Source organism: Komagataeibacter oboediens (genome assembly GCF_018491655.1).
GTDB classification, from domain to species: Bacteria; Pseudomonadota; Alphaproteobacteria; order Acetobacterales; family Acetobacteraceae; genus Komagataeibacter; species Komagataeibacter oboediens.
This window is the reverse complement of sequence record NZ_JABLUU010000003.1, coordinates 58,932-72,801: the sequence shown is the minus strand read 5'-3', so window position 1 is coordinate 72,801 and position 13,870 is coordinate 58,932. Positions and strand designations below refer to the sequence as shown.

Below are 13,870 nucleotides of genomic sequence, written 5' to 3'. Positions count from 1 at the left end.
GCATGCCACCCATGGCATGTGGGACCCCGACACATAGCCGTGATGACCGATCACCCCGCGTAATGATATGCTGGCGCCATGCAGACCATACGGCAGCGCCTGCGGGGCGTGTTCCTGACAGTTCTTCTAGCCATCCCGGCCGCCACTTGGCACGGTCCGGCACGGGCGCATGAACAACTGCATGTACAATGGACATCCGACCGCGTCCTGAATGCCGTGGCAGTGGCTGATAACGGGCGCACCTTCGTTTCCTTCCCCTATTGGGGCGGGGGTGGCAGCGGTCCCACCGTTGCCGAAATCGATGCCAGCGGCCAGCCCCATGCCTTCCCCGATGCACGCTGGAACCACCCCGACGGTACAAAGGGGGACCTGCAGCCCTTCGTGCGTGTCAACGCCCTGCGCATTGGCCCGGACGGGCTGTTATGGGTTGTGGATTCAGGGGATGCGAACGTGGGCGGTCCGCCCAATCCCGCCAAGGGGGCCCCGGCTCGCCTGCTGGCGTTTGATATGGACACCGGCAGCGTGGTGCATGCCATCCCGCTCCGCGCCGCCAGCACGCCACACAGCTACATGGACGACATCCGTTTCCATAAGGATACAATTTTCGTAACCGATGCGGGCGATCCCGCACTGGTGGTGGTCAACCTGTCCAACGGGACGCAGCGCCGGGTACTGGCGCATGACCGATCCACGACAGATGACCGCCCGATGTATGCCGAAGGCCACATGCTGATGGCCCATGGCCAGCAGGTGCGGATCCATGCCGACCAGCTGGAGGTTTCCCCCGATGGGCAGAAACTCTATTTCCAGCCCAGTTCCGGTCCCATGTGGGTCGCCCCCACGGCAGCACTGGAAAACCCGGCCCTGTCGGCATCCGACCTGTCCCATGCCGTTACCCTGTTTTACGACACGCCCACGACAGGCGGGACAGCCATTGACGGCAATGGCAACCTGTATGTGTCGGATGTGGATAGGCTAGGTATCCTGCGCATTACGCCACAGGGAAAGGCGAGCACGCTGATCCATGACAGGCGGCTGGTCTGGGCCGACGCCATGTGGATCGACAGCCATGGTGTCCTGTGGATACCCGCCGTGCAGCTCAACCGGACCGCGACATTCCAGCCCGACGGGGTTTCACGCCTGCATCTGCCGGTGGCGATCTATACCATGGACCTGCATCTGAAACCCGTAAGGTAGGACGTATTTGAAAATACCAGCTTGACGGAAAACAGATAGAATTTTCCGGGCGCTGCCATTTTTGTCAAAAAAAGCAGCGTTCCCTGAAGCTTTTTAAAAGTACTTCACCAGAAACTTCTTATAATTGCAGGATGCCACCAAAATCAAAATCCTGCCCCGCAGGGTTTTCACCCAGCCGGATCACGGTTGGTGACGGCATGCTGTAAGGGGGCACCGGCAGGTTATACGGTGCCGGCGCCCCACGGAACACACGTCCCGCCAGATCGAATTTCGACCCATGGCAGGGACAGGCATACCCGCCGGGCCAGGTATTGCCCTGTCCTTCGGGCAGGGGGCGATAGGCGGGAACACAGCCCAGATGGGTACAGATCCCCACCACCACGCCATAACGCGGGTCCAGCGAACGATGCCAGTTGCGGGCATAGGGCGGCTGCTGCTGGTCATTGGACTGCCCATCGCGCAGTCGTCCGGTCAGGGCAGCGTCCTGCAGGGCGGCAAGGGCTTCGGGCGTGCGATGGGTAATGAAAACTGGTTTGCCCTGCCATGTCACGACAATCTGCTGTCCCGGCGGCAGGGCGGATATATCCACGTCAACCGGCAAATGCGCTGCCGCACTGTCACGCGGGGCCAGACTCTGCAGGAAGGGCCACAGGCATGCGCCCGCACCGGCGGCGGCCGTGGCGGTGGTAACAAGCCCCAGGAAATTCCGGCGCCCACCGGGTGCCGATTGTGTATCCGACGCATTTTCCATCGTGCTGTTTCTATCGTGCACCCGTATCAAAAGAAAGGGCATACAGCATCATTGCGGCCTGCCATTCCCTGCAGGAAAAAAGGACGATACGCCGCAGCCGTACGCTATTACCCGACCATGTAAACAGTCAGCCACGCATGACCCGTGTCACAGAAATCCGTCCATAATTTCAGAAGAAAGTTTTTCCCAAAAAGCTTCAGAAAACGAAACCTTTGTTAAACAAGACGATATCCAGAACCCTTTATTCTTCCCTGATCAACGGATTGATCCAGAGGTGCTGCCAGGGCAACCCGTCCCCGCCTACGGCGTATGTCGTAGTGCTTCACACACATATCCAGGCTGTGCCGGACGATGATCCACGCTAGGTTTACCTGTGTGCCCCTTCGGGCCTGAACATGGAGAGATATCATGCGGCTTGTCCTTGCCCTGCTGCTGCCGTGGCTGCAGTTCTTTACGATTGGACGTCCCTTTGCCGGCATCATCTGCCTGATCCTGCAGGTGACCGTCATCGGATGGATTCCGGCCGCGATCTGGTCGGTCTATGCGCTCAGCCAGTACTCGACCGATCGCAAGCTTGCGGCCCTGCGACGTTCATGAAGCTTTACATCTACGATCACTGTCCTTTCTGCGTGAAGGCACGCATGATCTTCGGGCTCAAAAACCTGCCCGTTACCGAGGTAGTGCTGCTCAACGACGACGTGCAGACACCAATGCGGATGATCGGGCAGAAAATGGTGCCTATACTGGAACATGACGGCCGCTTCATGGGCGAAAGCATGGACATCATCGCCCATGTCGACGCCATGGATGGCCACCCCGTGCTGACCGGTCCGACGCGACCGGGAATAGGCCAGTGGATGCGCGATGGACAACAGGCCTATATCCGCCTGATCCTGCCGCGTTTCGCCGCCGCCCCATTTGCGGAATTCGCGACGACGGGCGCGCGCCTGTATTTTATCGAGAACAAGGAGGCGATGATCGGCCCGTTCGGCACCTGCCTGGCCGAAAGTGACACATTACGGACCAGCACGAACACGGCCCTTGACCAGCTTGCCAGTCTGATCAAATCCCCCCAGGCAGTAAACGGCACCCTGTCCACCGATGACATTCACCTGTTTGCCCACCTGCGCAGCCTGACGCTGGTGGCGGGACTCGACTGGCCCGCGCCGGTCCGGGCGTATTGCCAGCATATGTCACAGGCCACCGGCATCCCGCTGCTGGATCACATGGCGGGCTGACCGTTCATGCATGAACATGTGGGGGGAAGGAAATGCATGGCAACTGTCATGGCACCATGACCGTTTCCCCCCGCATGACACCTTGGGCAGGCAGGGAGACACTCCATGTCAGAATCACATGAACCCGGACAGCCATATGAACGCCGTTGTTCCACGCCGTTCGAGGTCTGGATCCGGAGATCGCTGCATAACCGATTCGACATGGTCTGCAGCGAAAAATTCCCTGTGGAAATCCTTGACCAGTTTGACACTCACGGCCCCGGCATATCCCTGACCCCACCCCATGGGGAGCATGATATGGACGCCTGATGCACAGGCGTATGAACGGACCGGTCAGGTGTGGATTTTTTTTGCCAGACTCGCCTCGAGTCCGATAGGCACCAGCACAAAGTCACCAGAAAAGAAAGCGGCTGAATCGCTCTTATGGCGGAAAATAGCCATTTATTGTCTCTTTCCCGCAACACGAACCCAGAGTCGCAAGCCTGAATTGGCCTTGAAAACCTGTGGATAAGTCTGTTGGCTTTTTCGGACTCCAGCCTTTGAAATACAGAGTCTTCCCTTTTTCGTGATTTGTTCGTAATTCGTCCTTATGCAGGCAGGCGCAGGATAATCGCATCCTGTCCGGCAGCCTGCCATTCCCGCATTGGGACAGGCGGACGTGGTTCCCCCGTCGCGGCGGAATGATCGATATGCCACGGATTCCCCTCCAGACGCACCGCCACCCAGCCATCGGGCTTTTCCTGCTTTGGCATAAGGCCAACAAGGGTCATATCGGTCATGGGATCGTAACAGGCAAACTGGCGCGCACAGCCCTGAAACACCAATTGCACGCAGGCATGGACGTCATGCATGCGTGTCAGGTGCACCAGCAGCAGGCCATCCGTTTTTTCCGCTGCACTGAATATCAGGCTGCCACCGCCCCGTCGTACCTCAACCGGCAGGATGGTGGCACCATCCGACCGGGACGGGGTGATGGCGATCGTCCCGCCATCAATACCAAAAATTCCCTGGTTCCAGTCATGCAGTTCATGCAGGCACAGGCTGATCCACGCACCGGAACAGGCCAGGATCGACTGCAGGGAAATCACGGATATATGCCTGCAGCCACTGCGGGAGCGGGCAACGGCGCGGCGGATCATATCCATATCGAAGTGCCCGCCGCTACAGGCGAGACGTCCTCCACTGTACGAAATGGCTGTTGCAGAACCGGACCGCCTGCCCATGTAGTGTCGTCCCCTGTTACATATACATGTTCCATCTGAGGAACATGATTAAAAAAAGCACCTGAAATTACGTTTTTTTACAGAAACAAATTCTTTATTCCGCATTCCAATGACCGAAAAAAACATCCAGAATGCGTTTGAATTCCTTTATTTATATTTTAAATAATGTTTACAATAATAGAATTTACTTCCCATTTTAGGCAAGCTTCTTAACACCCAACGTAAAATCTGTCCACTTTTCTGAAAATACGACTTATTTCAAAGTCTTATAGTGATTTCCAAGCCGCAAGGGCACGCGCACGCCCACCTGCCAGATCCACGATGGGCGGGGGATATCCGGCAGGGGCAACAGACCCGGCCTTCCATGGCGCATGGATGTATTTATCGGGCAGACGGGCGATTTCAGGCACCCATTTCCGTACATACTCCCCAGCGGGATCGAATTTCTCCCCCTGCGATACCGGGTTGAATATGCGAAAATAGGGGGCGGCATCCAGCCCGCACCCGGCCACCCATTGCCAGTTGAAGGGATTGCTGGCGGCATCCGCATCCACCAGCGTATCGGCAAACCACGCAGCACCTGCGCGCCAGTCAGTCAGCAGATGCTTGGTCAGGAATGACGCAACAATCATCCGCACGCGATTATGCATCCAGCCCGTATGCCATAGCTCACGCATGCCCGCGTCAATAATGGGATAGCCGGTTTTCCCTGCCTGCCACGCCCGCAGCGCCGCCGGATCATGCCGCCATGGCATGCTGTTGAATTCACTGCGCAGATTGGTCGTGCCCAGATCGGGAAAGTCAAACAGGGTGGACTGCGCGAAATCCCGCCATCCCACTTCACTCAGGAAACAGGCGGTATCCTGATCTCCCTGTCCTGTCGCATCCACCGCGTGCCAGATCTGCCGGGCGGATACATGACCAAAGCGCAGATAGGGCGACAGTCCCGATGTGGCAGGTTGCGCGGGCAGTTCACGCCGCGTGGCATAGCCATGAACCTGTTCCGCAACAAAGGAATCCAGACGGGCATGGGCCGCCGCCTCCCCCGGTTGCCATTGCCCGCGCAATCCTCCTGCCCAGTCAGTCCGCACAGGCAGAAGGGCAAGGTCCGGAACCGCCACAAGCCGGTCCGCAACCGCGGGCGGGACTGGCGCGAAGGTGGTCCGGACGGGCGCAGGCAGCGGGGGCAGGGGCGCCCCCATGGCCTGCACGGCACGCCACCAGGGCGTGAAGACGCGAAAAGGTGTGCCCTGCTTCGTGCGGACCTGCCACGGTTCATGCAGCATGTTGCCGGGATGGCTGCATGCGTCGATTCCGCGCGCCTTCAATGCCGCCTTTATGTCCGCATCCACCTGCCGGGCATGAGGGCCATAACGCCGGTTCCACACCACAGCCTCCGCCCCGGTCTGGCCAACCAACCAGGACAGGTTTTCCCGCGAGTCCCCGGCCATGATCCAAAGCCGGCCACCACATGCGCCCAGGTCATGGTCCAGCGCCGTCAGCGCCCCGTGCAGCCACCATTTTTCCGCACCGCCCAGCGGAAAGGCCGGGTCGTGGATATACAGGCATATGACCGGCCCGCGTGCGGCGGCATCACACAGGGCGGGATTATCCATAAGGCGCAGGTCATCACGAAACCACATGATGGTCGGGGCACGATCGGGAAGGGTCACGGTTTTCCGGTGGGCTGGGAGCGTCATCATTACGGTCCTGTGTGGACACAATCACCCGACCCGTCAAATGCGTGGTCAGTGCGTGGGCGCGACTTCCCGGGCAACTGCCGCATCTTCCTGCCTGTGTTCGGCGTCCTGTGCCTCGTCATCTTCGAACATGGCGCGGCATTTGGGGGAAAGCTGATCAAGCTTGCTTTCCAGGCATTCCGTCATCAGTTTTTCGTTCGGAATGTCAAGAAAGCACAGCCGGAAGACATCGCCCTTGCAGGCGCTGGCCTGGTCCTCACGTCCTGCGGCATGCGCGCTGGCACTGACCAGTACGACGGCCATGGTAAAATGGAATGTCCAGATCAGGCCGTGCGCCCCATAACGCCACACGGCGGGAATGCATTGCATCTGGCTGTCTCCCTTCAGATAATGACATGGCAATTTTTGTTATATCATCCAGCGCATTGCAGTTTGCCGCCTGAGTCAAGACACATCCATGCAGTGCTGCCATCATGGAACGATGCAGATGCAGGCTGCAAAAAGTTCCCGCGGGAATTCACGCCTTTTCTTCATAAATCCGTGATGGGACACATCCGCCCCTGCCTACGTTGGCTTCATATCCCTGCCCACTGATTATTGAAGGAGCCAACCCATGGCCAAAGCAGCAACGGACCAGATCGGACAGACAGCAGACAAGGTTGCGGATGTGCTGACAGGCGCGCGCACCGATACATCCGGCCTGATGAGCGCGGTCATCGCCTATATGGGTGATGCCGGTAGCCCCGGACGGCGCGACCTGCATGACCGCGCCCGCAGGGCGGGGCTGGAGGCGCAGGTCACGCAATGGGAAAACCATCCGACCAATATCCCGGTTGGGGAAGATGTGGTGACCCGGCTGATTCCCGCCCCGGTCATCGACCGCTTCTCTGCCGAGACGGGACTGTCCCACAACGCCACCATCAAGGGCCTGTCCGACCTGCTGCCGCACCTGTCGCGGCTGGATGGCTGATATACGCCCATGGCCTGCGGGTCGGCATGTTTTCCTGTTTGCATGCCCGCCCGCGGGCCTATGATCGTCTCATCTGATATCAGCACAGCAGGCAGGACGGGTTCATGAACAGCGTCAATTCCACCCCCGCGCCATCACCCGGCGTCGTGATCGTAACAGGGGGCAGCCGGGGCATCGGCCATGCCATAAGCAGCCTGCTGGCACGTGAAGGCCATGCCGTCGCCATCAATTACGCCGCCAACGCCGCCCCGGCGGAAGAACTGGCCCGCACCATCACGGCCCACGGCGGGCGGGCACTGGCGATCCGGGCCGACATATCGAAGCCTGAAGAAATCCGCACCCTGTTTGAACAGGCAGCCGATCTCGGGCCGCTGACGGGGCTGGTCAACAATGCAGGCATTACCGGCACGAAGGTGCGGGTTGATGAACAGACCGCCGAAACACTGGATACCCTGTTCAACATCAATATCCGCGCCACCATGCTGGCATCGGGCGAGGCCGTGCGGCGCATGTCCACCCGCCATGGCGGAAAGGGCGGCGTAATCGTGAACCTGTCCTCCGTCGCGGCGCGTCTGGGTGGGCTGCCGGGGCTGGTTCCCTATGCCGCAAGCAAGGCAGCGGTCGAGACCTTTACCCGTGGCCTGGCCAATGAAGTCGCGCGGGAAGGCATACGCGTCAACGCTGTCGCCCCCGGCCTGACCGCAACCGACATGGTGCCGCCCGAAACCGCGAAACTGGCGGAAACTGTCGTCCCCATGGGACGGGTGGGGCATGTGGACGAAATCGCGCAGGCGGTGGCCTTTCTCCTTTCTCCCGCATCATCGTATATGACAGGCAGCGTGATGACGGTATCCGGCGGTCGCTAGGGGCCACCGGACGACAGAACAGGAGAAGCACACCATGTACATTGCCATGAACCGTTTCCGTATCCCGCCAGAAAACGAGCAGGAATTCCGTGAACGCTGGCTGGGGCGTGAAGTCCACCTGCGTACCGTGCCCGGCTTTGTCAGTTTTCAGTTCCTCAAGGGCCCCACGCATGAGGATTACATCCTCTATGCCTCGCACACCGTATGGGAATCGTATGAAGCCTTTGTCGGCTGGACGCAGTCGGAACAGTTCCGCGCCGCCCACGCCCATGCGGGCAACCGCAAGCCGCTCATGGCCGGCCCCCCGGTGTTCGAGGGGTTTGAAGTGCTGCAGAATATCGAAAACTGAACTGACTGCCCTGCCCCCCGGCCTGAACGGGAGGATTGGTCCCACAGCAGAAAGGCGCGTTCCATGCCACCAGTCACCCGTCCGTTCCCACCCACCCGGCGCGCCCTGCTGGCCGGGGGGCTGGTTACGGGCGGGTTATGGGCAGGTGGCCTGTCCACCCGCGCGATGGCTGCGGACAACCTGCCGCAACCGGCAAGCGTGATCTCCACCCCGCCCCGGCAATGGGGGGCGGATGCACCGGTCACGCCGTTGCCGGACCCGGACATACTGGTACTTGATCCCGGCTTCGGTAATCTGGCCTACGCCAATGCCGGCCTGAAACTGGCATGGCGTGGCGGCGGATGGCTGGAAGGCCCGGCATGGAACAGCGAAGGACGCTTCCTGCTGCTGAGTGATACGATCCGTGCCCAGCAGTACCGCTACCTGTGGGAAAATGGTGCGGTTTCGGTCTTCCGCGACTATTCCTACAACAGCAACGGCAATGCCTTTGATAATGAGGGCCGTCTGGTCAGTTGCGAACACGGCATGCGCCGCGTGGTCCGGTGGGAACATGACGGGTCATGCCGCGTACTGGCCGACAGTTACGGCGGCGCACCTCTGAACTCCCCCAATGACGTGGCGGTCCACCCCGATGGCAGTGTCTGGTTTACCGATCCCGGTTATGGCGACACGATCGTGGAAGGCCACCCCGACGCCCCCGGTGCACCCGCCAACCGCAACGGGATCGAACGCTGGACGCTGGATGGGGAAGTCGTGACCCAGTTTGGCGGACACAGGCGGCAGGAAGACCATGTCTTCCGCGTGGACCCGGCCACCGGCGATGTCCGCGCCGTCCTGACACAGCAGCAGTTGCCGGACCCGAACGGAATTGCGTTCTCACCTGATGGAAAGATCGTCTATGTCATTTCCGATGGCCCCGGACCGGGACAGGACGGTCATGGCGGTGACCAGCATATCCATGCAGGTGACGTGGTGGGCGGCGACGTGCGCAACCTGCGCCCCTTCGCCGACATGATGCTCAATGGCCACCAGATGATTCCCGACGGCATGCGCACCGATATTTTCGGCAACCTGTGGTGCGGGGCCAACGGGCCGCTGGGGCTATGTGGTGTTGTGGTGTACAACCCCCACGGCCACATGATCGGGCGACTGCGCCTGCCGCGCGGGGTATCGAATCTGACATTCGGCGGCCCAAAGCGGGATGTGCTGTTCATGTGCGCGGGCGATGCGCTGTTTACCCTGCAGGTGAACACGCAGGGGGCCGCGCCCTCTTAGATCTCAAGTTTCCGGGTGCCGCCTTTTTTTAAAAAGGCGGCGTTTAACGAAGCTTTTTGAAAAAAAGCTTCGTTAAATACTTTTATCTGCTTTCAGGCATCAGGCTCCACCCACGCCCTTGCCCACCATGTCCAGCGGGCGGACAAGACGGTCAAACGTCACTTCATCCACAAAGCCCGAGGCAAGGGCGGCCTCCCGCAGGCTGATGTCATGCTCCATGGCCTGATGGGCGATGGCGGACGCCCGGTCATACCCGATTTCGGGGCTGAGTGCTGTGACCAGCATGACCGAACCCGCTACATAAGCATCAATGCGCTTGCGGTTCAGCTTCGTGCCCTCGACCGAAAAGACCCGGAAATTATGACAGCCATCGGCAAGGATCCGGATGGCATGCAGCACATTGGCCACAATGACCGGGCGCATCACGTTCAGGTCAAGCTGCCCCTGGCTGCCTGCGAAGGCCACGGTGGCATCATTACCCAGCACCTGCGTGCAGATCATGACCATGGCCTCACACTGGGTCGGATTGACCTTGCCCGGCATGATGGAAGACCCCGGTTCATTTTCCGGCAGGCGCAGTTCGCCCAGACCACAGCGCGGCCCGGACCCGAGGAGGCGCATGTCATTGGCGATCTTAAGCAGCGTGACCGCCACCCCGCGCAGGCCGGCGGATGCCCGTACCATGGCGTCCAGCCCGCCAAGGGCCGCGAATTTATTGGGCGCGGTGACAAACGGCCTGTCGGTCAGCGCGGCAATGCGTCCGGCAATGGCACGGCTGAAGCCCGGCGGGGCGTTCAGGCCGGTGCCCACCGCCGTCCCGCCCGCCGCAAGCTGCAGCAGGCCGGGGCGCGCGGCCTCGACCGCTTCCAGCGCATCTTCAAGCTGCTGCGCCCAGCCGGACCATTCCTGCCCCACCGTCAGTGGCACAGCGTCCTGCAGGTGGGTACGGCCAATCTTGACCACCTGCATCCATTCCTCGGCCTTCGTGCGCAGGCTTTCGATCAATTCACGCACGCGCGGCAGCAGGCGGCTGTCGATTTCCAGCAGGGTTGCGACATGCATGGCGGTGGGAAAGGAATCGTTGCTCGACTGCCCCATGTTGACATCATCATTGGGGTGTACGGGGGTCTTGGACCCGACGGTCCCGCCCAGAAGCTGGATGGCGCGGTTGGCGATGACCTCGTTCACGTTCATGTTCGTCTGGGTGCCCGATCCGGTCTGCCAGACAAAAAGCGGGAATTCGGAATCCAGCCTGCCCGCGATCACCTCATCCGCAACGCGGCTTATGACGTCAGCCTTCCATTGCGGCATGCGCCCGTCGGCCGCATTGACCTGCGCCGCCGCTTTCTTGACGATGCCGTAGGCGTGGCAGACCTCGATGGGCATATGGTCCCGCCCGATCGAAAAATGCACAAGGCTGCGCTGTGTCTGCGCGCCCCAGTAATGGTTTGCGGGAACATCGATTTCCCCCATCGAATCCTTCTCGCGCCGTGTGCCGGTGGCATCAAGGCCGATGGGACAGTCCCTGATCGTGGGTTCGGTCATGCTGGCGTTCCTTCCCTTTATGGTTGAAGGGAATATGGGCACACCGCCGGGCTTTCGCGCCCCCGCCCGGCATCACAAGCGGGTGCGCGGGGTAGCGAGGGCTACCTGCTGGCCACTGCCCCTCCTACATGCGCGTCAGCAGCAGCATGGCCCCGAACCCCATGAACACAAGCCCGGTCACGATGGAAAAAACCCGCCGCACCACCGGCGTGCGCAGCCATGCGGACAGGACGCGCCCACCACCGGCATAAATCCCGTACCAGAACACCTCCACCGCCGCGAAGGTCACAACCAGAATGATATATTGCGGCATGCGCGCGGCGGCAGGATTGACAAACTGCGGCAGGAAGGCCGCGGCGAACAGCAGCAGCTTGGGATTGCTGATCCCGGTCAGGAACCCGTCACGGAACAGGTCCCGCATGGCGACAGGCGGCAACGTGGCCATATCCACCCCGTCATCGCCCGCCCCGTCCCGCGCGCGCCATACCCGCACGCCCAGGAACACCAGATACGCGGCCCCGATCACCCGCAATACCGCAAACAGACGTGGCGAGGCCGCCAGCACCCCCGCCATGCCTGCCAGCGATGCACTGACCACCAGCACGATCGCCAGCATGCACCCCGCCATGACCCCGACACTGCGCGGCACCCCATACCGGATGCTGGTGGACATGACGTGCATCATGTTCGGTCCCGGCATTGCAGATAATACAAAGGCGGTGGCCGCAAACAGCAGCCATGTATGAAACGTCACCTGTCCGGACCAGCCTGTTCATGATGTCGGGGTGGCACCATGCCGCCTTCCCTTGACGGTCGGCAAGTCCATGCTATAAGAATATGTTATATTATAACACTCTGGTCGTCCCCATGCCGCTTTCCCCCCCTGTTTCCACATTGCACCCGGACCAAGGCAGACGGACAGCCATGCAGCATCCCGCCCCCGCTGTTCCCCCTTCCCCGCTGCCACTGACATGGATGGCGCGCGCATGGTGGCAGCGCCTGGCGTGCATGACCCTGCCATGCGCGGTATTGTGGGCACTGATCGCATGGGCCGTGGCGGCGCCATGACCCATGGTGCGATCCGGCTGGAAGATGCCGCCGCCACGATGGGCGGCCAGCCGGTCTGGCAGCATGTCAGCGGCAGCTTCAGTCCCGGCAGCATGACAGCCATTGCCGGCGCCAACGGTACCGGCAAGTCCACGCTGCTGCGTGTCATAATGGGCGAACTGCCACTGGCGCAGGGAACGATCACGCGCGGTGGCCTTGGCCCGCGTGACTTTGGCTACCTGCCGCAGGCCCGTATCATCGACCGGAACTTTCCCATAAGCGTGACCGACATGGTCCTGGGCGGGGCATGGCGACAGACCGGAGCCTTTGGCCGGGCGGACCGGACGGTACGCCTGCGCGCGGCGGCGGCCCTGCGGCGCGTCAACCTTGAAGGCCAGGCGGAGCGCATGATCTCGGCCCTGTCCGCAGGCCAGTTCCAACGCCTGCTTTTTGCCCGGCTGCTCATGACCGATGCGCAGGTCATCGTGCTGGACGAACCCTTTACCGCGCTGGATACGCCCACGACGCAGGACCTGCTGGCGCTGGTCTGTGAATGGCATGCGCAGGGCCGCACCATCATTGCCGTGCTGCATGACATTCACCAGATCCGCACCTGCTTTCCCGATGTCGTGCTGCTTCACGCCGGGCGAGCGACATGGGGCCGGACGCCCGACATCCTGACACCGGTCACCCTGCAGCGCGCCTATGGCGGGGCACGGGATCCGTGGCCGGAAACGGGAATGCAGGCATGAGCATCCTGTCCACGTTATGGGACCCCTTTGCGTCGTTCGGCTTCATGCGCCGCGCGCTGGTGGCGTCCGTGACCCTTGGCATGGGGGCGGGGCCGGTTGGCGTCATGCTGCAGTTGCGGCGGATGAGCCTGATTGGCGACGCGATGAGCCACGCGATCCTGCCGGGGGCCGCCATCGGGTTCCTGCTGGCGGGTGGCCTGTCGCTGACTGCCATGGGGCTGGGCGGTATCGTGGCGGGGTTGGGCGTGGCCCTGCTGGCCGGTCTGGTCAGCAGACGCACCCAGCTTGCCGAAGATGCCAGTTTCGCCAGTTTCTACCTGACTTCTCTGGCGCTGGGCGTACTGATCGTCTCCGCGCGCGGGTCGAATATCGACCTGCTGCATGTGCTGTTCGGTACCATACTGGGCATTGACGCACCGGCGCTGTACCTGATGGGCGGCATCACGACGCTCACCATTGCCCTGCTGTCCATTATCTGGCGGCCGCTGGTCATGGAATGTGTCGATCCCGGTTTCATGCGCATGACCGGCGGACAGGGCGGGCTGTACCACATGGCGTTCCTGTTTCTGGTCGTCATCAACCTTGTGGCGGGGTTCGAGGCGCTGGGCACGCTTATGTCGGTAGGCATGATGATGGTGCCCGCCGCGACCGCACGCCTGTGGACGCGCCGGCTACTGCCCATGATGGCGCTGTCCGCCCTGACGGGTATGGTGGCGGGGCTGATCGGACTGCTGGTGTCCTATCATTTCCGCCTGGCGGCGGGACCATCGATCATCCTGACGTGCAGCGTGCTGTATGTCCTCTCGCTTGTCATGTCGCCCGCAGGCCTGCGCGCGACCCATTCCTGATTGTCTGCGGACAGGTTCAGTGGCCGATCCACAGGATGGCCAGCCGGTCATACGAGCACCCGCATGTCATGTACGCCGCCTTTCTGAAAAAGACGGCATCCGGAACATT

At 61.3% G+C, this 13,870-nt stretch carries 15 protein-coding genes; 9 read left to right on the top strand and 6 right to left on the bottom strand.

Features of this window, described 5'->3' with window-relative positions:
• Window positions 1–78 precede the first annotated feature (78 nt).
• The gene (locus HNO79_RS03995; RefSeq protein WP_214164473.1) at window positions 79–1,197 is read left to right on the top strand and encodes an L-dopachrome tautomerase-related protein; all 1,119 of its coding nucleotides are present in this window, start codon (window positions 79–81) and stop codon (window positions 1,195–1,197) included.
• A 118-nt stretch (window positions 1,198–1,315) separates the two neighbouring features.
• Here HNO79_RS03995 and petA read toward each other — a convergent pair whose 3' ends face one another.
• Window positions 1,316–1,948: a ubiquinol-cytochrome c reductase iron-sulfur subunit gene (petA, locus tag HNO79_RS03990; protein WP_048856025.1), complete on the bottom strand. Its 633-nt coding sequence runs from the start codon at window positions 1,946–1,948 to the stop codon at window positions 1,316–1,318.
• A 408-nt stretch (window positions 1,949–2,356) separates the two neighbouring features.
• Here petA and HNO79_RS03985 point away from each other — a divergent pair, with 408 nt between their 5' ends.
• Both HNO79_RS03985 and grxB read left to right on the top strand, forming a co-directional pair.
• The gene (locus HNO79_RS03985; RefSeq protein WP_010516260.1) at window positions 2,357–2,545 is read left to right on the top strand and encodes a YqaE/Pmp3 family membrane protein; all 189 of its coding nucleotides are present in this window, start codon (window positions 2,357–2,359) and stop codon (window positions 2,543–2,545) included.
• Complete coding sequence (gene grxB / locus HNO79_RS03980) at window positions 2,542–3,186, top strand: glutaredoxin 2 (RefSeq protein WP_214164474.1); 645 nt, start codon at window positions 2,542–2,544, stop codon at window positions 3,184–3,186. The genes HNO79_RS03985 and grxB overlap by 4 nt, the downstream gene beginning before the upstream one ends.
• 587 nt (window positions 3,187–3,773) lie before the next feature.
• On the opposite strand, the gene HNO79_RS03975 is transcribed toward grxB, so the two are convergent.
• The 3 genes from HNO79_RS03975 to HNO79_RS03965 all read right to left on the bottom strand — a co-directional run bounded on the left by HNO79_RS03975 (window position 3,774) and on the right by HNO79_RS03965 (window position 6,478).
• The gene (locus HNO79_RS03975; RefSeq protein ID WP_244987416.1) at window positions 3,774–4,274 is read right to left on the bottom strand and encodes a hypothetical protein; all 501 of its coding nucleotides are present in this window, start codon (window positions 4,272–4,274) and stop codon (window positions 3,774–3,776) included.
• A 401-nt stretch (window positions 4,275–4,675) separates the two neighbouring features.
• Window positions 4,676–6,112, bottom strand: a complete 1,437-nt coding sequence (locus HNO79_RS03970; protein WP_214164476.1) for a cryptochrome/photolyase family protein — start codon at window positions 6,110–6,112, stop codon at window positions 4,676–4,678.
• 45 nt (window positions 6,113–6,157) lie between these two features.
• A complete protein-coding gene (locus tag HNO79_RS03965) occupies window positions 6,158–6,478 on the bottom strand; it encodes a hypothetical protein (RefSeq protein ID WP_048856021.1) in 321 nt (106 codons plus the stop codon).
• Between the two features lie 244 nt (window positions 6,479–6,722).
• On the opposite strand from HNO79_RS03965, the gene HNO79_RS03960 reads away from it, so the two are divergent.
• The 4 genes from HNO79_RS03960 (at window position 6,723) to HNO79_RS03945 (ending at window position 9,569) form a co-directional block, all read left to right on the top strand.
• On the top strand, window positions 6,723–7,079 hold the full coding sequence (locus tag HNO79_RS03960) for a YidB family protein (protein ID WP_214164477.1): 357 nt from the start codon (window positions 6,723–6,725) through the stop codon (window positions 7,077–7,079).
• Window positions 7,080–7,183: 104 nt separating this feature from the next.
• Entirely contained in the window at window positions 7,184–7,945 is a 762-nt protein-coding gene (locus HNO79_RS03955) for an SDR family NAD(P)-dependent oxidoreductase (protein ID WP_010515801.1), read from the top strand.
• A gap of 34 nt (window positions 7,946–7,979) precedes the next feature.
• A complete protein-coding gene (locus HNO79_RS03950) occupies window positions 7,980–8,294 on the top strand; it encodes an antibiotic biosynthesis monooxygenase family protein (protein WP_010515802.1) in 315 nt (104 codons plus the stop codon).
• Between the two features lie 63 nt (window positions 8,295–8,357).
• Complete coding sequence (locus HNO79_RS03945) at window positions 8,358–9,569, top strand: SMP-30/gluconolactonase/LRE family protein (protein WP_048856019.1); 1,212 nt, start codon at window positions 8,358–8,360, stop codon at window positions 9,567–9,569.
• A 99-nt stretch (window positions 9,570–9,668) separates the two neighbouring features.
• Here HNO79_RS03945 and fumC read toward each other — a convergent pair whose 3' ends face one another.
• Both fumC and HNO79_RS03935 read right to left on the bottom strand, forming a co-directional pair.
• The gene (fumC, locus tag HNO79_RS03940; RefSeq protein WP_214164478.1) at window positions 9,669–11,114 is read right to left on the bottom strand and encodes a class II fumarate hydratase; all 1,446 of its coding nucleotides are present in this window, start codon (window positions 11,112–11,114) and stop codon (window positions 9,669–9,671) included.
• A gap of 124 nt (window positions 11,115–11,238) precedes the next feature.
• On the bottom strand, window positions 11,239–11,868 hold the full coding sequence (locus HNO79_RS03935) for a LysE family translocator (protein ID WP_214164479.1): 630 nt from the start codon (window positions 11,866–11,868) through the stop codon (window positions 11,239–11,241).
• A 232-nt stretch (window positions 11,869–12,100) separates the two neighbouring features.
• Between HNO79_RS03935 and HNO79_RS03930 the strand changes: the two genes are divergently transcribed.
• Together HNO79_RS03930 and HNO79_RS03925 are read left to right on the top strand one after the other, a co-directional pair.
• A complete protein-coding gene (locus HNO79_RS03930; RefSeq protein WP_048856016.1) occupies window positions 12,101–12,913 on the top strand; it encodes a metal ABC transporter ATP-binding protein in 813 nt (270 codons plus the stop codon).
• On the top strand, window positions 12,910–13,761 hold the full coding sequence (locus HNO79_RS03925; RefSeq protein ID WP_048856015.1) for a metal ABC transporter permease: 852 nt from the start codon (window positions 12,910–12,912) through the stop codon (window positions 13,759–13,761). The genes HNO79_RS03930 and HNO79_RS03925 overlap by 4 nt, the downstream gene beginning before the upstream one ends.
• Window positions 13,762–13,870: the final 109 nt, after the last annotated feature.